Origin of the sequence: Sphingobacterium sp. UGAL515B_05, assembly GCF_033097525.1 — a bacterium.
In the GTDB taxonomy this organism is placed as follows: Bacteria; Bacteroidota; Bacteroidia; order Sphingobacteriales; family Sphingobacteriaceae; genus Sphingobacterium.
The window spans coordinates 4,071,746-4,091,122 of the sequence record NZ_CP109907.1 but is presented as its reverse complement, the minus strand read 5'-3'; the positions used below and the strand labels follow the sequence as shown (position 1 = coordinate 4,091,122).

The following is a 19,377-nucleotide window of genomic DNA, read 5'->3' as shown; positions in this document are numbered from 1 at the left end:
ATATCTTTTAGGAATTGACAACAGGCAATGCGTAATAACTTTTCTTTTGGCTACCTGAATCAAAAACAAAATCATTATAGTCGGTAACTACATTATAGAGGGTATCCCTTTCAATCGGATGGCGTCCTACATTCTTTATAAGCTCAACAACCTCTTGTGTGGTCATTCCCGGCTTTTGCTCTTCTGCTCCAGCCATGCTGTATATTTTTGTCGTATCATCCAGTGTACCGTCGATATCATCGACCCCAAAAGCTAAGGACAACTGGGCTGTATCTCTCGAGATCATCGCCCAATAGGCTTTGATGTGGTCAAAATTATCCATATAAATTCGAGCGATCGCATAATTTCTTAAGTCTTCGATCACGGATACCTCGGGAATATGGGACATTTGATTCTCTTTATTTCTAAATTTCAAAGGAATAAAGGTCTGAAAACCGCCAGTCTTATCCTGCAGCTGTCTCAAGCGTTCCATATGATCCACACGATGCCAAAACTGCTCAATATGACCGTACAGCATGGTTGCATTGGTATGCATTCCCAGCTTATGCGCTTGCTCATGAATATCCAACCATTGTTCGGCGGTACATTTATCATGTGCAATCTGTTCTCTCACTTCTGGATGAAAAATTTCTGCTCCCCCTCCTGGCATCGAATCCAACCCGCAGGATTGCAAATACTTCAGGCCATCGTAATGGCTTAATTTTGCCTTCTTAAAAATATAGTAATATTCTACAGGTGTAAGTCCTTTAATATGCAACTCGGGACGATGTGCCTTACATTTGCGAAAGAAATCGGCATAAAATTCGAGGTTTTGTTTAGGAACAACCCCGCCCGTGATATGAACCTCAGTAACAGCCTCACTGTCATATTTTTTGACAATATCCATCATGCCGTCAACTTCCATCTCCCAACCTTCTGCCCGTTCTTTTATTAAGCGGGAATACGAACAGAACTTACAGTCATAGACACAAACATTCGTCGGCTCAATGTGAAAATTACGATTGAAAAAAGTATGATCTCCATGGCGTTTCTCCCGAATATAGTTAGCAAGCACACCAAGATAACCTAACTCACCTTTTTCATATAAAAGCACTCCTTCCTCAAAAGTGATACGCTCCTCTCGCAAAACTTTCTCCGCTATATCTCTCAACTCGACAGCTAAATTCTTATCGTTAATCAAGAAATTCAATTTATCTATTGCGTTCATTAAATGTATCTCCTATCTTAAATCAAATGTACCGAAAAGGCAACAAAAGTTATAATAAAAAATGTGATAACAACTAATTTTACAAACCTCTTAGAAAAGAAAGCTAATCTGTAAATTGCTGCATCTCGATTAATTTCCGATATAATCCTTCGCGTTGTATCAGCTCACTATGGCTGCCCGCTTCTACAATTTTTCCAGCCTCAATAACCACAATTTTATCGGCATTCTGGATGGTACTTAAGCGGTGGGCAATGACAACTGTTGTTCTGTTGTCCATTAATTTGTATAAGGAATCCTGCACCAATTTCTCCGATTCGGTATCTAGCGCAGACGTCGCCTCATCAAGAAGCATAATCGGTGGATTTTTTAAGACAGCCCGTGCGATACAGATCCGCTGGCGTTGTCCACCCGATAATTTACCGCCCCGATCACCAATGTTGGTCTGATAGCCATGTTCTGTTTTCAAAATAAATTCATGGGCATTGGCAATTCGTGCAGCGGCTTCTACCTCTTCCTGGCTGGCAGAAAGATTAGCAAAAGCGATATTATTGAAGATCGTATCATTAAACAAAATGGACTCCTGATTGACGACACCAATCATGTTCCGTAAAGAATCTTGGTTAAAATCCCGTAAATCAGTACCATCAAACAAAATTTGCCCTCCAGTGACGTCCATAAAGCGCGGAATCAAATCAACCAACGTTGATTTCCCCCCACCTGAGGGCCCTACCAATGCAACGACCTGCCCTTTTTCTATCGTTAAATCGATGTTCTGGAGAATCTCTTTATCTTTGGTATACGAAAAATTAACCTGATTAAATACAATACTCTTCTCAAAGCTTTTCACAAGCTTCGCGTCGGCGCGATCTTTCACTTCCGTCTTTTCATCGATCAGCTCCAACACCCGTTCTCCCGCAGCCAGACCATTGTGTATACCACTAAACGAATCTGTTAACGCTTTAGCAGGGCGCATCACCTGTGAAAAAATAGCGATATAGGCGATAAATTCCGGCGCAGTTAACCCTTTATCTCCTGAAAGCACCAAATGACCACCATATAAAAGAATAATTGCGACCATAATGACACCCAGCAGCTCAGAAACAGGCGAGCTTAACTGTTGTCTTTTAGCCATAGCACGGCCGATATTCGCATAACGTTCGTTCTCATTATGAAATCTGTTCTTAATAAAGGAGACCGCATTGAAAGCTTTGATAATTTTAATCCCAGATAATGCTTCGTCCAAATAAGAAATCATATTTCCATACGACTCCTGTGCGGCATGCGCCTGACTTTTGAGATTCTTGACGATTCTTGCAATAAAAAATCCAGATATAGGAATAACCAGAAGGGAGAAAAAAGTCAATTTTGGAGAAATATTAAACAGCATCACGATATACGCGATCAGTTGCAAAGGCTCCTTAAAAATCACCTGTAACGTTCCGGTAACAGAATATTGCACAACCTGCACATCGGATGCTACTTTAGAAACAATATCACCTTTTCGTTGTCCCGTAAAATAGCCAACATGCAGATCCATCACATTATCAAACACTGCTCTACGCAATTTAAGCAGGGTATGAATCCGGAAATTCTCCATAATGCGCTGACAGAAATAACGAAATAAATTGCTGATAAAAACAGAGATTACAATTACAATACAGACGTATTTCAATGCACCATAGGCTCCAAATTGATTGTTGGCAACACTGGCGTAGTAATTAAACCAGGCGAGAATATCTGTATAAGCCTCAGGTTTTACGACCACAGTGGTCTCTTTACCTGCATTAAAAAGTGTATGGAGTAATGGAGCAAGTAATGCTAAATTCAAAGTGCTAAATATAACCGTGATCAGCGTGCAAATTACATAGGGGATTGCAAATTTCTCAATGGGTTTAGCAAACGATAAGAGCCTAAAATATGTTTTCATTTATTTTGAACTAAGACAAATTACCTTTATACGAAAAGTCATTCGTCGGTCTCTCCTCTACCTTTCAGATTTTTGACGAGGAAATTGAACAAAAATAACAAATTAATCAAGAAATGCACATATCCTGGTAAGGGACTATAAAATTGTTGCATCTCAAGAACAAAGCATTCAGCTTGTTCAGCTTGAAAAATCGATAAAAAAATCTCCTTTTAATAGATAATTCCCTAATTTAGCCTTATTCAAATACCAAATTTATTAAAATAAAATGCAAATAGACGTTGCCAAAAGATTGCAGCACACTGAAGAATATTATTTCTCCAAAAAATTGAGAGAAATAGATGAGTTGAACAAACAGGGTGCGCGTGTAATCAACCTAGGAATTGGAAGTCCAGACTTGCCCCCACACCCGGAGGTGATCGAGACATTAAATACGAATGCCCAACTTCCAAATGTACATGGCTATCAAAACTATAAAGGCGCCCCCGCCCTACGACAAGCCGTTGCAGATTGGTATCAACGTTATTATCATGCGACTTTTAATCCCAACACAGAAATACTTCCCCTAATTGGGTCAAAAGAAGGTATTGTACACATCTGTATGACCTATCTTCAGGAAGGAGACCAAGCACTTATACCCAACCCCGGCTATCCAGCTTATGCTGCTGCTGTGAGACTGAGCGGTGCTGAAGCGATTACCTATAATCTTACACAGGAGAAAAATTGGCTTATTGATCTAAATGAGCTCAAAAAACAAGACTTGTCAAAGGTTAAACTGATGTGGATAAACTATCCTCATATGCCAACAGGTGCCTCCGCACCCGATGCATTTTATCAAGAGCTGATTCAGTTTGCCAAAGCGCATAATATCCTGATTTGCCACGATAATCCGTATAGCTTTATTTTGACAGATACGCCAAGAAGCATTATGAGTATCCCTGGCGCGAAAGATGTGGCCATTGAATTGAATTCGCTAAGCAAGTCTTCCAATATGGCAGGATGGCGAATTGGTGTGCTCGTGGGTGCCGAAGAACGTATAAACCAAGTCCTCCGTTTCAAAAGCAACATGGACTCAGGTATGTTTTTACCTGTTCAGCTGGCTGCGGCAAAAGCCTTACAACTTGATGCCTCCTGGTATGCTGATCTGAACAAAATTTACGCTGAAAGACGTCAACAGGTGTATGAAATTATGGATTTACTGGACTGTTCTTATCAAAAGGACCAAGTAGGTCTGTTTGTATGGGCACGCATCCCTGAAAAATATAAGGATGGTTATGCGCTGAGCGATGCTGTTTTGGACAAATCACGGGTATTTATTACACCGGGTGGAATTTTCGGAGACAAAGGTGATCAATATATACGCATCAGTCTCTGTGCCACAGTAGAGGTACTCAAAGAATCAATCCAGCGCATTAAAGATAATTTCTAAGACATTCGATGTCGGGGCAGTTTAACTGCCTTGAAATTATCGATAGAATAATTGATCGACAAACAAACAGGGTATAAAGCGTTCGGTGTATAACATTTGAACAAAAATACGCTTAATATAATTGTTTACATATGAACATTGCCATTGTAGGCGTAGGCTTGATCGGCGGCTCCGTTGCCATTCGCCTAAAAGAAACAAAATTCTGCGACAAAATTATCGGTGTAGATAAGAGTCAAAAGAACTTAGATAAAGCGATGCACATCGGCTTCATTGACGAAACAGCAAGCTTAGAAGATGCGATTAAGAGCTGTAAAGTATTGGTGCTCACAATTCCTGTCGATGCCATTTTACATGTTGTTCCTCAAATCTTGGATTTGGTTACAGATCAGGTCGTCATTGACATGGGATCGACAAAAACAAATATTCTCAACAAAATCAAGGATCACCCTAACCGGGGGCGTTACGTGGCAGCCCATCCCATGGCTGGAACAGAGTATTCGGGGCCTGAAGCTGCAATAGCAGGCTTATTCAAAGGCAAGATGATGGTATATGTCGAAGCATTTAAAACTGATGAAGATGCTTTCGAAATCGCCGATGCCATCACCGACCAATTGGAGATGCGCAGCTGTTTTATGAATGCGGACGAACATGATGTACATACGGCTTATGTATCACACATCTCTCACCTGACCTCTTTCGCCCTCGCCTTAACGGTATTGGAAAAAGAGAAATCTCAGGGACGTATCTTTGAGCTGGCAGGATCGGGATTTGAATCTACAGTACGTCTTGCCAAAAGTTCGCCCGATATGTGGACACCTATTTTCAAGCAAAATCGCGAAAATGTACTCGAAGTACTCGAAGAACATATCAAGCAGCTTCAATCCCTGTACGATTCTATTGCCACGGAGGATTATGACAAATTGCACAAACTTATTACCCGTTCCAATAAGATAAAAAGAATCATTAAATAAAGGCTGCTCTAGTTAGAGCAGCAGGTATAAAAAGTCCACCAAAAGGTGGACTTTTTTTATTCATCTTCCAATTCATTGAATTTATCCAGATCGGCTTTTGCTCCAATAGGATCACCCAATTTTTCACGAATTGCTGCGCGATATGAATACAAATCAGAATAATATGGATTCAAATCGATCGCTTTCGAGTAATCTGCTAAAGCACCGGAAAGATCCTCCAACTTTTCATTTAAATCGGCCCGCAATGAATACACATAAAAATCTTCCGGATTGAGCGTAACAAGGCGGTCAAAATCCAATAATGCTTCCTTAAAATTTCCCAACCGCTCAAACAAAGACGCCCTTTCTTCGTATACGATCGATGAATCACGATCTATTTCCTCCGCTTTAGCATAGTCTTCCAGCGCACTTTGGTATTTCCGATAGGATTCAAACACTTTAGCACGAAATATATAGGCGGCAGAACGATCCTCATCAAGAGCAATGGCCTGATTGAAATCAGATAATGCCAACTCAAAACAGGTCAATTTCAGGTACAAACTTCCTCTAAAAACAAACAGGTTGCTATCCTTGTTCTCAGACTCCGCAATAGCAGAAGAATAAAGACCGATTGCCTTTAGATAACTATAGCAATGAACATATTCAAGGCCCAATGAATTTATTTCGTCAGTATTCAGCTGCTTTGGCTTCGACTCCAGCTCCTGAATAACCAAATTGTCGGCCTCAAAGTAAGTGAGTTCAGCTTGATTTTCTGCCCATTCCAATACGCTATGGTAATTAAAATCCAGTCGCTTGGCAATCTGATAATCATAGAAAGCACCTTCGTCTTCATCGATAAGTCGATACACTAAACAACGGCTCGCATAAAAAAACGGTTCCTCTTTATACTGTTCGATTGCACGAGTAAAAGTTGCTATCGCTTGGTCATAGGCCGCTATTTTAAAATAATAAAGCCCCAGATAACTATAGGCAAGCGCATGATCAGTCAAAGCAATCGCCTGCTCAAGTAAAGCGACAGGATTGCCATCACCACCGATTCCGACATTAAATCCCTCCAATGTAGATTTAAGCGCACTCTGTTGGACGGTATCTAACCAATCAGCGGAAAAAGATAAACCCGCTTCCGGAAAAAATGATGAAATAGGTAAAAAAGAAAACTTAGCAAGAAGTACGGGTACCGGCAGTGTAAAATCTGAATCCACAAAAGTATTGTTTTGTAGAATGACAGCTAGATTTGAAAACATATGCTTCATACCCAAAACTAAGCTAAATTTTATTACAAAAGAAATCTAACAGGAGATCAAGTATGGTATTCGGCAATTCTTATCAACTAATTTCACCAGTCAGGTATAAGTATTTATAGCGGACAATATCCCTCGAATTTGTAAATTTGATTAATTTTTCCTTTTTGAAAACATAATTGGAGACCTTCTCTTCCATCAAACGTAGGAATTCAACAAATTCGGCAAAAAAGTCTTGACGTTCTCCTGGTGTAAACTGGCTGTTTTTTACAATCCAAAAGAATTGCTCTTCATTTACATGGAAAGATACCTCATTTTTCTTTTCTTTTCGAAAAATAAAGATTGGGTCATTTTCTTGGTTAATAAATAGAGCAAAGCCTGTATTTCCACCATCCAAATTAACAACAAAAGCAGAAAAATGGACAGTACCGATCTGTAAATTTTCCAGACAAATTAATTTATGCAACATCAGGTTGACAATTAGATCACCTAAAATTATTAAGTTTTTATTAAAAAACAAAAAAAGGCCCACAAAATAATTGTGGGCCTTTTGTATTCGACATAAATCTTATTAGAATGTAAATTTCACAGATGCATTCCAGGTTCTACCCTGTCCGATCAACACAAAATTGGACGTATCAATACCATTCCAAGTGTTGTTCACATCCGTCACCAAGTTACTCGAAGTAGCTTCCGAAATATAGAACTTATTCAACACATTGTTCATGTTGACACGGAAACTCATACTGTTCTTGTCACTTACCATTACGTTATATGAAAGACCGGCATCCAACAGATTAAAAGACGGCAATTTCATATAACGTCCATACGTTTGACCATCTATGACTTCTCTACGATAATTCGACGCATACAAACGCTCATAGTATCTGTAGTTTGCGTCAACAGACAAACCTTTAAACACTTTATATTTAGCCCCAAATCCATAAGAAGTTTGTGCTGCGTTACCAACATGTTCACCAGTTAAGTTAACCTGAGAACGTCCCAATTCGACGCGGTTATCGTTACGTACGACCGAGTTTACTGCACCATCGTATTTCCAGTCACCTATCGATAAAAATCCTGTTAGGCTTAATTTTTCGATTGGACGGGCTTCAAAATCAACTTCTACGCCTCTATGCACCTGTTTTACACCGTAATTTGTTGTATATAAATAGGCACCTTCGACCAAAATACCAGGATCATTTGTTGGATTGTATTTTTTCACATCATCTGCCGTCGCTAAACTCGAACTACCCGTAACACGGTTTTCCCAGGTTGTGCGGTAAACATTCACATTCACATCCAAGAATCGAGAAGCAAATTTATAACCAGCCTCTAAACCAAGGATTTTTTCATTTTCAGCATTTTCATTAATATCATTTGCAAAATTCATGAAAATATTGTTTTGATAAGGCTGACGGGAATAGTACCCCGCATTACCAAAAATGCTATGATGTCCCAATGTGTAACTTACACCACCCTTCGTATTGTAGCCAAAATTGTTTACGTCTTTAGAATCCTCATTACCTGGCGTGTATTGAAAATAATCAGAACGTTTGTTTTGTTGTTCGGAAACCGATCCTTGGAAAAACGCTGTAAAGCCATTTTTCGCATATTCCAATTGACCGAACAGACCTCCGTAACGGATGTATTGATTGTAATCCCAAGCTAAACGATCTTCACGCGAATCAGGTTTGCTTGAGAAAGCTTTCCAAGGGTTCGTTGAGTATGTATTGGTAACCAATGGCTTATTAGGGAAATTAACATTACCGCCTAATACGACACCATTTGTATTTCCAAGTGGATCTGTCAATTTACGATAGTGTGTACCTTTATAATCCCTTACATCAAAACCGACATTGAAATTCAAGGATTCTGAAAGTTTACGATTATAGTTGGAAACTATCCCAAACCATTGGTGATTGTTCACATCAGCAGCTAAATATTTGCCTGTATTGTATTTATCGCTTCGCAAAGATTGGCCCCCACCTGCTGCTAAAGAAGCATACACAACAGTAGACAAAGATGATTTATCATCGATCGTCCAGTCCCAGTTTAAGTTGGCTACTGGCTTATGATAAAAGTTCTTTTGTGCATTCATCATCACGCCATTTGCATCCTTATAATTATCGTTATAACGTCGTCCATTAGCAAGATAGTTCGACAATTTTGAGGTATATCCTTGGTTATGCCATTGTGGAGCACCCGTTACCATGAAGTTCAGGTTGTGTTTTTCGTTGGCTTTATATCCAACAGACAAGAAATAACTTTGTCCGGCACCTTCGGTATGGTCCATATAACCGTTACCTGACCACTGTGTAAACATTGCCGAAACAGCAAAACCATTTTTCATCAGACCGGTATTGTAACCCACTGTTGCCTTCATAAACATATCGTTACCAACAGTGGTACGAATAAAACCACCCTCTTTCATTGCAGTGGATTGTGTCACGTAATTTACGGTTCCGCCGACAGATGAAATCGCTAATTTAGATGATCCCAAACCACGTTGAATCTGCACCAAAGAGGCAATATCTGTAAGTCCCGACCAATTTGACCAATATACACTTCCATTGTCCATACCATTGATAGGCTGACCGTTCAACAAAAATGCTGTATTGGACTGATCAAAACCGCGTGTTGTCATGGAAGACTCCCCAAAACCTTTTGCCTGACCGGTGATATAAACCGAAGGAGTGTTAGCTAATGCGGAAGTAATATCCTGTGCTCCTACCCGTTCCTCTAAATCCTGCTTACGGATCGTCGAAACCGCAATCGGTGTCTTTCTTCCCGCAGCAATATCGATAACCCCATGACCGACAACAACAACCTCATCCAAATTTGTTGAAGATCCACCCGTAAAAGTCGGATTGATAGTCAACGATTCCCCCGATTTCAATAGGATGTTTTCAAAAATAACTGGTTTTTCCCCGATATAAGTTACCTCTACTTTGTAGGGACCTCCTTCTTGAAGATTTGAAATTTGAAATTTTCCTTGGGCATCGGCTGAGCCACTTACAACTTGTCCACTTGGGATGTGGGTAATTTTAATGGTTGCTCCTTTAACCGTTTGTCCAGTAGCTTCTTTGACAACTCCTGAAACCGAACCAGTATTTGCTGTTTGACCTTGAACGGCACCATAACTAGCAAAAACAAGGGCAAAAAAAAGTAAAGACTTTTTCATGTTAGATGTGATTGTTTTGTTTTTGTGCCGCAAAATTAGGAATTGATTGCCTTTTTAACTAATTTTAACACTACCAATATGATGCAGTATCTTCATATAGAAAGAATAAATTTTAATCTTCTACATAAAAACGGCAAATTTCAACAAAAAGAGGCAATAAAAACATTGCATACATAAAATAAACGCAACAAATCCATCCTATTCATGGAAAAACATCAAAAATAATCAGAATAATATTTTGTCTGTTTTGAATAAATCGAAATTTATCTATTTTACGATTTTTATGAATTGCATACAAGATTTTACGGCTTATTCTCATGAAGTGCTAAAAATTGTTTCTTTAAATCCGTCGTTTCCACCTACCTCCTTTTCTTCCCACAACAGCTGAAATAGGTCTATAAATAATTAACTTTAACTAATTTAAAAAATATGTTATCCATAGAACAAGCTTACACCGGCATTCTTGAACCAGAGTTAATCGCTGAAATAGCGGAAAACGCGCATATAAAAACGTTCCGTGAAGGCGATCTCATCATTGATACCAATCAATATATCAAGGCGATGCCTCTCCTCTTGGATGGAGCAATAAAAATTGTCCGCGAGGATGAAGATCAAGGCGAATTATTGCTCTACTACCTAGAAAAAGGTCAAACCTGTACAATGTCGATAGCCTGTTGTCTCGGGAATAAAAAAAGTGAAATTCGTGCGCTCGCAGAAAAAACAACGACTGTAGCCATGATTCCAAATGAGCTTGTCAACCTTTGGATGGGAAAATACCCTTCCTGGCGAAATTTCATCATATCAAGCTATTCAAGCCGCATGGACGAAATGTTACAGGCTGTTGATAGTCTAGCGTTTTCCAATATGGAAGAACGCATCATCAACTATTTGAAAGCCAAAGTGAAGCTGAATGACGACCGGATACTCACCCTTACGCATCAGGATATTGCTTCCGATTTAAATACATCCCGAGTCGTTGTCTCCCGAATTTTAAAAAAACTCGAACAGGAAGATAAAATAGTGCTGCTACGTAACGAAATTAGGGTATTGGTGGAATGAGCAAAACATTTGTATCTTTAGCTATACGTAAATTTCAAGAGCAATTAATGTAATTTTTAGATGAAGATAGAAAAATTAGGATTTATAGGATTAGGAAACATGGGCTATCCCATGGCTAAAAATCTAGAAAAAGCAGGATTCCCCCTTTCTGTTTACAATAGAAACAAGGCTAAAGCAGCAGGCTTTGAAGAGCAATCAATTATCAGCGAAGATATAGGTGAATTAGTCGATCATAGCGACATTATCTTCTCCATGCTCACAAATGATGAAGCAGTCAGCGAAGTATATGAAAAAATTCTCCAAAGGGAGATCAAGGGCAAATTATTTGTCGATATGAGTACAATATCGCGTGAACGCTGTATTTCAATAGCCACTAAGCTAAAAGAAAAAGGCGCTTCTTTTATCGATGCTCCCGTTGCCGGCAGTACCAAACCAGCGACTGAGGGTACGCTTATTATTATGGTGGGTGGTGCTCCCGAAGACGTTCATCGTGCCCAACCATACCTCGAGCAGATGGGCAAATCAATTAAACATCTCGGCGAAAATGGACAGGGAATTGCCGCTAAACTTGCGATCAACTATTTTCTTTCGACCATCTACCAAGGTCTTGCAGAAACGATCTTATTTTCAGATAAACTGGGAATTCGACGAAGCGATATGCTCGAAATCATCAACGATAGTGCCAGCGGCAGTGGGGCAACAAAAGTGAAAACACCATTATTGGTGGAAGAAAATTACAGTCCTGCATTCGCGCTAGACCTTATGCTGAAAGATATTCGACTGGCTCAACAAGCCGGTGCGGACTATCCCCTCCTCCAGACCTTACTCGAAACCTACGGGAAAGCACACGACCAAGGTCTCGGACAGCTCGATGTTATCGGTATCATTGAATCCATTAAGTCGTAGCTTCAGGTTGGCGACGGAGAAAAAAATGTATATTGAAAATTATATTTAGTTGAGATGGACTCCAAATTAGGTTCATTTCTGATCACACAAAATAATAGGCGGAACAAATTATTTACAGATGAAAACAGTTATGACACTATTGATGCTTACTATGGTCACCATGACTACGCAGGCCCAACAATTAAAACAGGTTTCTTACCAGGATGGTGAACAGAAACTCAACGGATTGATAACCGCCAACACGGCAAAAAAAGGCCCAGCTGTTTTAATTCTTCCAGCATGGAAAGGAATTGACAACGAAGCGAAGCAAGCCGCATTACAACTTGAAAAAGAAGGGTACATCGCTTTCATTGCCGACATCTACGGTGAAGGGAATATCCCCTCCGACAACACCGCAGCTTCGAAAATTGCCGGCCACTACAAAACAGACTACAAGGCTTATCAGCATCGCATCGCACTAGCCTTGGAACAACTGAAAAAAGAGGGTGCGGATCCAAAGAAAATTGCTATCATCGGCTATTGTTTTGGAGGTTCGGGTGCTTTAGAAGCAGCGCGAGCCGACCTACCCGTTAATGCTGTGGTTAGTATCCATGGCGGCCTATCCAAAGCTGCCGATAGACCCAATACTGCGATCAAAACAAAAGTACTCATTGAGCACCCAGCAGCCGATAAAAGTGTATCAAAAGAAGATTACGATGGATTGGTCAAGGAATTAAATGAAGGAAAAGCAGACTGGCAAATAATTACCTACGCAAATTCTGGACATACGTTTACGAATCCCGAGTCAGCCGAATATAACCCCGTAATGGCTAAACGTGCCTGGGAGCACACCTTATTATTTTTGAAAGAAGTATTAAATAAATAGCAAAATCAACAACAGCAATATCGACCCAAATGAATTATAACGCGAAACTGCACATTTATCCGATTATCATTCAGTTGTTGATATTGCTGTTATATAGTCCCAGCGCAGCATCGCAAACAGTAAAATCGCTAACCATAGCTAGCCCAACGCATGCAGTTCTTTTTGTAACCAATGAGTCCGATAAATCAACTGATTTTATCATGCGTCTACACGAAAAAAATGCTGCTGAGGTTTTCAAACAAGTGCCTTTTAGCACAACAAAGTTATTGGTCACAAAAACCGATGCAAAAAAACTTACATTCATCGTTAAAAATCACCAATGGACTATCGACGTATTGTCATTGAAGCAACGTCATGCCATGATCTTGTTTGATGGATCAGCCAAACCTAAGATCATATACGATAGTAATACCTATCTGGCAGCAGCCAAACCGATAGTAAACACCAGCGCACAAATTGCATCAACGAAAGCTTCGGTACAATATAATGCCCAACATTTCTTTGATTCAATCGCACAAGTTCAATTTATTCCATCCGGTCAATATGCAGCGGCTATTATCGCAAATCCCGCTCTTCCTCTTTATTACAGTCAGCGTAAGAAGATATGTGACGGCACTTATGTAATGCAGCAGTTTTCGGACGAAAATGAGGTGCAATCCGGTGCAACGACGACGACCGTATATCAAGAAGGCAAAGAGATCACATCGAACAATCTTTCCGGGGGAAATAATTATTACAACAAAAGGTTCTATAATCAAGTAGGACTTATCGACTCCATACAGTACCTTCAAAACAGTAAATGGAGCAGCAGTACAATTTACAGGTATCTCCCAAATGCCATTATTTCCTACGATCCTACATTTGAATCGGCGATGATTTATCACTTGAACAGTAAACTCCAGGTTATAAAAAGTGAATCCATTCATTTTGTCTATCAACGGAAAGACTGGACCATTTACAGTTATGATCAACAGAATCGAATTACTGAAGAGATTTCGGGCCGAAATGATCAAAGAGAAAGTCGCGTCCACTATCAGTATGATAGTCCGGAAACAAGTGACTATTCGCTGCGTCAGACCTTCGATCAATCAGACCGCCTGACAGCTGAAATCAAGCGATCCTACCGAGCCAACGAAACGATTGATGAGTTTTATTATGAGGGTGTATTACAACAAAAATCAATTGTAAAAGACCGCGGAAACTGTACCTACGAAAACTTGATATATAACAAGGAGGGACAGTTAACGGCAAAGTACATACAGGTAAGGAAAACCAACTAAACAAACTGAAAAACTGCGCTAAACTCCGGAAATAAGATTCTTGACTTTGATAAAAAATATGCGACAAAATACGGCAAAAAACACATTTCTGCACTAATTTTGATAGCGATACAAAAACGTCAAATTGAGAAAAAGAAAACTGATCAGTCAACGCCATCCCATACTCTACTTTTTTGCGGTATGGGTAAGAAGAGTACAAAGAAAAGTCATCTGGCTAATTGACAACAAAAAATACAGCACAGCTAAATCAGCTGAAAAACTTCCCTTTCGTATTAAGAAGCATCAGTCTGTCTTATTAAAAAAACTGGGCGAAAATAATATGCAATTGCAGATTAACAAAGTTACCAACCTGAAAATTGCAGCTGCACAGATTAATAGCATTCTGATCAGACCGAAGGAAACCTTTTCATTTTGTAAACTCGTTGGACTACCCACTGTAAAAAAAGGATATCTGCCCGGAATGGAGTTATCCTTTGGTGAAGCAAGAGCGGGTATTGGCGGTGGAATCTGTCAAATATCCAACCTCATCCATTGGCTTGTTATCCATAGTCCACTCACCGTCAATGAACGTTATCACCACTCTTTTGACCCTTTTCCGGACGATGGCCGTGTTTTGCCATTCGGTAGTGGAGCTACCGTCTTTTATAACTATCGCGATTATCAGTTCACCAACAACACGCCTTACACCTTTCAAATAAACCTCTGGTTTACAGACAAATGTTTAGAAGGCGAATTGAGGGTCGATCAAGAACTTGACTTTGCCTATCATGTCTTTGAAAAAGAACATCAATTTCTTAAAATTGACAATCAGTTCTTTCGTAAAAATGAGATTTGGCGCGAGAAGTTTTTAAAATTTCAGGGTGGAAAGATTTTGGAAACCGAACTTTTGACCAAAAATTTTGCCCGGGTTACCTATACCCCTGTTGAATATATTGAAATGAGTGCCGATCAAAATACGGTCGATTAATTCAACAAGCTAAGTGATCGAAAAATGACGGATATGAAAAGTCCACTTTTTTGTTTAAGTTTGGTCTGGCTTTGGGGGTATTCTGTATAGAATTGAGATAGTCCCTTTGAACCTGATTCGGTTTATACCGGCGTAGGGAAAAGCAAAAATCCACTGTACAGCATACTCCTTTACTGCACAGGCTATCGCTCTTCTTCCCGCCAAGGCCATACAGTACATCTTAGCATATGTAAAAGGAATGGAAGATTCAATTATCAATTTATTAGAGCAGCTGAGGGTCGAAAAACCCCTCGTACACAACATCACAAACCTAGTCGTGATGAACAATACTGCCAACGCACTTTTAGCCCTAGGAGCGTCCCCTGTGATGGTACACAGTCCATTAGAAGTACGCGAGGTTGTCGATATTGCACAAGCTCTTGTCATTAATATCGGCACCTTGAGTGAAGCTACTGCCGAAGCTATGCTGGTTGCTACCGAACATGCCAATACCATTGGACGGCCATGGGTACTTGATCCTGTTGGTGCGGGGATATCAGCATTCCGCAATGATTTATTATCCAATCTACTGGATCTCAAACCAACGGTTATTCGTGGAAATGCATCAGAAATCATGACGCTGTACAATTTCAACCAACCGAACACAAAAGGAGTCGACAGCACGACAGCGAGTAAAGATGCCCTCCGATTTGGCCAATTATTGCAAGAGCAAACCGGCTCCATTATCTGTATTTCTGGAGAAGTAGACTATATCCTTTCGGAAGAATACCGGGTTGAAGTCTATAATGGTCACCCTTTAATGACGCAAGTTACCGGACTTGGCTGCAGCGCTACTGCACTCATCGGGGCATTTTTAGGTGTTACAGACCACTATTTTGAAGCAGCAGTTGCCGGTGTATCCATTTTGAGCTTAGCGGGAGAACGCGCTGCCCAAACCGCAGCTGGCCCAGGTAGCCTGCAGTTAAATCTCTATGATGAACTCTATCAGCTCAATGCAGAACGTCTAAAATCAACGCTCAAGATCAAACACTATGCGCATTAATCCGCTGTTTCCCTACCCTTTATATTTAGTCATTTCTGAGCGCGACTGTTATCCTCAAAATTGGCTAAATGTCGCTGAAGAGGCCATTATTGGTGGCGTCGATCTTATACAATTGCGCGAAAAAGCTGACGATCCGGCCACATTTTTGGATAAAGCCATCCGTTTGAAAAAACTGACCGATCATTACGGTATTCCGCTCGTGATCAATGATGCCGTAGCAATCGCGGACCAGATCGGGGCATGGGGAATACATGTGGGGCAAAATGATGTGCAGCCGCTCGCTATTCGCGAAAAATATGGTGATAAATTAACCATAGGCTGGTCCATAGAAGCTGTTCAACAGCTAGAAAGTCAACAAATGTGCGCTGTCGACCACCTTGGTGTAAGCCCCATTTTTTCAACGAGAACAAAAGTGGATACGATAACCGAATGGGGAATTTCGGGTTTAAAGCAACTTAGGACTAGGACGGAAAAACCATTGATTGCAATCGGCAGCATGAATTTGCAAACCGCTGAACAGGCTTGGAAAGCAGGTGCAGACTCCATTGCAGTCGTTTCGGCCATCTGCCGAAGCCAAGACCCCAGACAGGCCAGTGCACAACTAAAAGAACTATTAAAATGACAAAAGATAAAAAATACCGCGTCCCTACCGTACTCAGCATTGCGGGGTTCGATGGTAGTGGTGGAGCAGGCATACAGGCAGACACCAAAACGATATCTGCATTAGGTTGTTATGCCATGAATGTATTAACCGCCCTGCCAGTACAGAATACACAAGGTGTAAGAAATATTTATGAAATCCCTACTGCAGCCGTCAAGGATCAATTGGATGCGATTTTTGATGATATCTATCCCGGCGCAATCAAAATAGGGATGGTACACAATATTGAACTTGTGAAGCTTATTAGCAGCTATTTAAAAGAATATAAAGGGCCTATCGTCTTTGATCCAGTCATGGTGTCAACGAGTGGACACAAGCTCATTCATGATGATACAATTCAGGCCTGCATAGAACTTCTTTTTCCTTTAGCAACGCTGATTACACCAAATTTAGATGAGGTAGGTGTCCTGGTGGACGAAGTTATAGACAATGTCCTGAAGATGGAAAAAGCGGGAAATACCTTACTGGCAAAAGGCTGTCAATCCGTTTTGATTAAAGGTGGACATCTCCGTAGTCAAGAGCTAACATCGCTATTATTCCAGCAAAAGAATCCACCAATTGAATTCAAATCACAAAAAATTAACAGCAAAAATACACATGGTTCGGGTTGTTCGCTTTCTTCAGCAATTGCGAGCCATTTGGCACAAGGCGTTGGTCTCGATAGCGCGGTAGATTTCGCATTGGCCTATATACACGCAGCAATAGCCGGTAGTAAAGATCTTCTTATTGGCAAAGGAAATGGGCCATTAAATCACTTCCATAACCCACTTAAACTTATTCAATATGAACTGGACTGATCAAGCCTGGGATTCTATAACAACTATTTATTCAGATATACTTGCCATGCCGTTTATCGTTCAGCTTAGTGATGGTAGTCTTCCCCTGGATAAATTTCAATTTTACATGCAGCAGGATGCTTTCTATTTAGAAGAATTTGGCCGTGTGCTCGCCTATATAGGTGCAAAAAGTGCGGATAACCAACAAGCATTGGACTATTTCGAATTTGGTCGCAATGCGCTTCTTGTTGAAAGCGCGCTACACGAAAATTATTTTCGGGAATTTGATTTAAGTGCTGCCGACGAGAGCAACAAGATCGAACCAACCTGCCATCATTATGTCCATTTTCTTAAAAGCGTAGCCGCTTTCGAGAGCGTCGAGGTCGCTATGGCGGCAACACTCCCCTGTTTTTGGATTTATAAGGAGGTCGGAGATCACATTGTATCGACAGCAAATACACAGGAAAATCCCTATTCCAAATGGATAGAAACCTATAGCGGTGATGATTTTGCACAGGGAGTGATCAAGGCCAAAAACTATGTTGACAAAATTGCTGCAGAAACTACTGCAACAAAACGGGAGAAGATGCGACAAGTATTTGTAACAGCTTCCCAATTAGAGTATCAATTCTGGTTAGCGGCCTATACAAGAAGGGTATGGTAAAAAGAATATTGCAAACAGTCGACTGTCCGATACCGAACAGTTGATGTTCAAAAATGAGCATAAACTAAAACATCACCCATAAAACAAGGTATTGTTAATCAACGCCTTAAGCCAATTTAAAGTTTTGGCATCACTATTATACTATAGGTAGCAGTTAACAATCGGGTATAGGTACATGCACATTAGAAATGATAAAAAAAGGGAAATTAAAATGAAACTTTCAGTAGTAATATATTTAAACTAATAACAGAAAAATAATGAAAAGAATCTTAACCATTGCCTTTATTTCATTTTTATATGTAGCTCAGGCACAAGAACGCGAAACACGCAAAATCACTGCTCCAGATGGCATTTCATCGGCAACTTCATTACGTGTAGATTATATTCATTCTAATCGCAACGAGGTTGTTGTTGAGGCTGATAATCCCGAGCATTTATCCCTTATCGAAACGACTGTTAAAAACGGTACACTCTATGTGCAGTATAAGAGAAATTCACAAATTAGAAATGCGAGAAACAATCGCGTAACTGTTTACTCAAGCAAAATACCGACACGTTTTTCGGCATCATCCAGCAGTTCAATCTATACAGATGAAACGATTAAGGCAAACAAAATTTCTGTAGACGTATCCTCTTCCGCAAAAATATCGCTAAAAAAATTAATTGCGGATGATATAAACCTTTCAACAAGCTCTTCAAGTAGGTTAACGACAGAAGTCAGCAGTAAAAACTTGCAAGTAGCAGCAAGCAGTTCGTCTAAGCAGGAAATTGCGGGTAGCGCTTCAAATTTAAATTTGAACACCAATTCATCGGCATCGGTTGATATGAGCCGTTTCTCCACGACAAATGCCCAAGTACAAGCAAATTCATCTGCCAATGTGACGCTCAGCGTGAAAGAAAACTTACAGGGAAATGTTTCTACATCTGCAAGAATTGCGTTAAAAAATCAGCCAAAAAATGTCCAGGTTGACAAATCAACTAGCGGCAGAGTAGTGCTCTAATTTTTAGTGTGGTCTTTAAAAAAGACTGTTTATTTATGTTTAATGTTTAGTTAGCTTAAAGGTGATACAACCCCAGTATCACCTTTGCTTTTGTCTACCTTTTGCTCGCATCCCCCATTCCTTCTCCTTCTCCTTCTCCTTCTCCTTCTATATTTACACACTAATCACCTAAAAAAGCAGTATCAGGAAATTAGTGAGAT

At 40.1% G+C, this 19,377-nt stretch carries 17 protein-coding genes and 1 riboswitch; of the genes, 12 read left to right on the top strand and 5 right to left on the bottom strand.

Going from position 1 to position 19,377, the window contains the following annotated elements:
• Nucleotides 1-7: 7 nt before the first annotated feature.
• Both mqnE and OK025_RS16545 read right to left on the bottom strand, forming a co-directional pair.
• Nucleotides 8-1,207, bottom strand: a complete 1,200-nt coding sequence (gene mqnE / locus OK025_RS16550; RefSeq protein WP_317665438.1) for an aminofutalosine synthase MqnE — start codon at nucleotides 1,205-1,207, stop codon at nucleotides 8-10.
• A gap of 103 nt (nucleotides 1,208-1,310) precedes the next feature.
• On the bottom strand, nucleotides 1,311-3,134 hold the full coding sequence (locus OK025_RS16545) for an ABC transporter ATP-binding protein (protein WP_317665436.1): 1,824 nt from the start codon (nucleotides 3,132-3,134) through the stop codon (nucleotides 1,311-1,313).
• A gap of 265 nt (nucleotides 3,135-3,399) precedes the next feature.
• Here OK025_RS16545 and OK025_RS16540 point away from each other — a divergent pair, with 265 nt between their 5' ends.
• Together OK025_RS16540 and OK025_RS16535 are read left to right on the top strand one after the other, a co-directional pair.
• Complete coding sequence (locus tag OK025_RS16540) at nucleotides 3,400-4,560, top strand: pyridoxal phosphate-dependent aminotransferase (protein WP_317665435.1); 1,161 nt, start codon at nucleotides 3,400-3,402, stop codon at nucleotides 4,558-4,560.
• A 131-nt stretch (nucleotides 4,561-4,691) separates the two neighbouring features.
• Nucleotides 4,692-5,531, top strand: coding sequence for a prephenate dehydrogenase (locus tag OK025_RS16535; protein ID WP_317665434.1), 840 nt, complete (start codon nucleotides 4,692-4,694; stop codon nucleotides 5,529-5,531).
• Between the two features lie 56 nt (nucleotides 5,532-5,587).
• Here OK025_RS16535 and OK025_RS16530 read toward each other — a convergent pair whose 3' ends face one another.
• The 3 genes from OK025_RS16530 to OK025_RS16520 all read right to left on the bottom strand — a co-directional run bounded on the left by OK025_RS16530 (nucleotide 5,588) and on the right by OK025_RS16520 (nucleotide 9,956).
• Nucleotides 5,588-6,775, bottom strand: a complete 1,188-nt coding sequence (locus OK025_RS16530; RefSeq protein WP_317665433.1) for a tetratricopeptide repeat protein — start codon at nucleotides 6,773-6,775, stop codon at nucleotides 5,588-5,590.
• 82 nt (nucleotides 6,776-6,857) lie between these two features.
• Nucleotides 6,858-7,241 carry a hypothetical protein gene (locus tag OK025_RS16525; RefSeq protein ID WP_088162243.1) on the bottom strand — a complete coding sequence of 128 codons (384 nt, stop codon included), beginning with the start codon at nucleotides 7,239-7,241 and terminating at the stop codon, nucleotides 6,858-6,860.
• A 102-nt stretch (nucleotides 7,242-7,343) separates the two neighbouring features.
• Nucleotides 7,344-9,956 carry a TonB-dependent receptor gene (locus tag OK025_RS16520; RefSeq protein ID WP_317665432.1) on the bottom strand — a complete coding sequence of 871 codons (2,613 nt, stop codon included), beginning with the start codon at nucleotides 9,954-9,956 and terminating at the stop codon, nucleotides 7,344-7,346.
• 429 nt (nucleotides 9,957-10,385) lie between these two features.
• Between OK025_RS16520 and OK025_RS16515 the strand changes: the two genes are divergently transcribed.
• From OK025_RS16515 to OK025_RS16470, 10 genes are all read left to right on the top strand, one after another.
• The gene (locus OK025_RS16515; protein WP_317665430.1) at nucleotides 10,386-11,015 is read left to right on the top strand and encodes a Crp/Fnr family transcriptional regulator; all 630 of its coding nucleotides are present in this window, start codon (nucleotides 10,386-10,388) and stop codon (nucleotides 11,013-11,015) included.
• A 60-nt stretch (nucleotides 11,016-11,075) separates the two neighbouring features.
• Nucleotides 11,076-11,921 carry an NAD(P)-dependent oxidoreductase gene (locus OK025_RS16510; protein ID WP_317665428.1) on the top strand — a complete coding sequence of 282 codons (846 nt, stop codon included), beginning with the start codon at nucleotides 11,076-11,078 and terminating at the stop codon, nucleotides 11,919-11,921.
• A gap of 118 nt (nucleotides 11,922-12,039) precedes the next feature.
• Nucleotides 12,040-12,786 (top strand): dienelactone hydrolase family protein, encoded by a 747-nt coding sequence (locus OK025_RS16505; protein WP_317665426.1) that lies wholly within the window; start codon nucleotides 12,040-12,042, stop codon nucleotides 12,784-12,786.
• A 29-nt stretch (nucleotides 12,787-12,815) separates the two neighbouring features.
• Nucleotides 12,816-14,066, top strand: coding sequence for a hypothetical protein (locus OK025_RS16500; protein ID WP_317665425.1), 1,251 nt, complete (start codon nucleotides 12,816-12,818; stop codon nucleotides 14,064-14,066).
• Nucleotides 14,067-14,190: 124 nt separating this feature from the next.
• The gene (locus OK025_RS16495) at nucleotides 14,191-15,033 is read left to right on the top strand and encodes a VanW family protein (RefSeq protein ID WP_317665424.1); all 843 of its coding nucleotides are present in this window, start codon (nucleotides 14,191-14,193) and stop codon (nucleotides 15,031-15,033) included.
• A gap of 63 nt (nucleotides 15,034-15,096) precedes the next feature.
• A riboswitch (TPP riboswitch) is annotated at nucleotides 15,097-15,189 on the top strand.
• A gap of 82 nt (nucleotides 15,190-15,271) precedes the next feature.
• The gene (gene thiM, locus OK025_RS16490) at nucleotides 15,272-16,075 is read left to right on the top strand and encodes a hydroxyethylthiazole kinase (protein ID WP_317665422.1); all 804 of its coding nucleotides are present in this window, start codon (nucleotides 15,272-15,274) and stop codon (nucleotides 16,073-16,075) included.
• Complete coding sequence (thiE, locus tag OK025_RS16485) at nucleotides 16,065-16,697, top strand: thiamine phosphate synthase (protein ID WP_317665421.1); 633 nt, start codon at nucleotides 16,065-16,067, stop codon at nucleotides 16,695-16,697. The genes thiM and thiE overlap by 11 nt, the downstream gene beginning before the upstream one ends.
• Entirely contained in the window at nucleotides 16,694-17,533 is an 840-nt protein-coding gene (gene thiD, locus OK025_RS16480; RefSeq protein ID WP_317665419.1) for a bifunctional hydroxymethylpyrimidine kinase/phosphomethylpyrimidine kinase, read from the top strand. The genes thiE and thiD overlap by 4 nt, the downstream gene beginning before the upstream one ends.
• Entirely contained in the window at nucleotides 17,520-18,176 is a 657-nt protein-coding gene (gene tenA, locus OK025_RS16475) for a thiaminase II (protein WP_317665417.1), read from the top strand. Before thiD ends, tenA begins: the two co-directional genes overlap by 14 nt.
• Nucleotides 18,177-18,433: 257 nt before the next feature.
• Nucleotides 18,434-19,177, top strand: coding sequence for a GIN domain-containing protein (locus OK025_RS16470; protein WP_317665415.1), 744 nt, complete (start codon nucleotides 18,434-18,436; stop codon nucleotides 19,175-19,177).
• The last annotated feature ends 200 nt before the right edge of the window (nucleotides 19,178-19,377 follow it).

Coding starts and splice junctions, on each gene's coding strand:
- mqnE (WP_317665438.1), bottom strand. CDS start 1,207: ATGAACGCAATAGATAAATTGAATTTCTTGATTAACGATAAGAATTTA.
- OK025_RS16545 (WP_317665436.1), bottom strand. CDS start 3,134: ATGAAAACATATTTTAGGCTCTTATCGTTTGCTAAACCCATTGAGAAA.
- OK025_RS16540 (WP_317665435.1), top strand. CDS start 3,400: ATGCAAATAGACGTTGCCAAAAGATTGCAGCACACTGAAGAATATTAT.
- OK025_RS16535 (WP_317665434.1), top strand. CDS start 4,692: ATGAACATTGCCATTGTAGGCGTAGGCTTGATCGGCGGCTCCGTTGCC.
- OK025_RS16530 (WP_317665433.1), bottom strand. CDS start 6,775: ATGTTTTCAAATCTAGCTGTCATTCTACAAAACAATACTTTTGTGGAT.
- OK025_RS16525 (WP_088162243.1), bottom strand. CDS start 7,241: ATGTTGCATAAATTAATTTGTCTGGAAAATTTACAGATCGGTACTGTC.
- OK025_RS16520 (WP_317665432.1), bottom strand. CDS start 9,956: ATGAAAAAGTCTTTACTTTTTTTTGCCCTTGTTTTTGCTAGTTATGGT.
- OK025_RS16515 (WP_317665430.1), top strand. CDS start 10,386: ATGTTATCCATAGAACAAGCTTACACCGGCATTCTTGAACCAGAGTTA.
- OK025_RS16510 (WP_317665428.1), top strand. CDS start 11,076: ATGAAGATAGAAAAATTAGGATTTATAGGATTAGGAAACATGGGCTAT.
- OK025_RS16505 (WP_317665426.1), top strand. CDS start 12,040: ATGAAAACAGTTATGACACTATTGATGCTTACTATGGTCACCATGACT.
- OK025_RS16500 (WP_317665425.1), top strand. CDS start 12,816: ATGAATTATAACGCGAAACTGCACATTTATCCGATTATCATTCAGTTG.
- thiM (WP_317665422.1), top strand. CDS start 15,272: ATGGAAGATTCAATTATCAATTTATTAGAGCAGCTGAGGGTCGAAAAA.
- thiE (WP_317665421.1), top strand. CDS start 16,065: ATGCGCATTAATCCGCTGTTTCCCTACCCTTTATATTTAGTCATTTCT.
- thiD (WP_317665419.1), top strand. CDS start 16,694: ATGACAAAAGATAAAAAATACCGCGTCCCTACCGTACTCAGCATTGCG.
- tenA (WP_317665417.1), top strand. CDS start 17,520: ATGAACTGGACTGATCAAGCCTGGGATTCTATAACAACTATTTATTCA.
- OK025_RS16470 (WP_317665415.1), top strand. CDS start 18,434: ATGAAAAGAATCTTAACCATTGCCTTTATTTCATTTTTATATGTAGCT.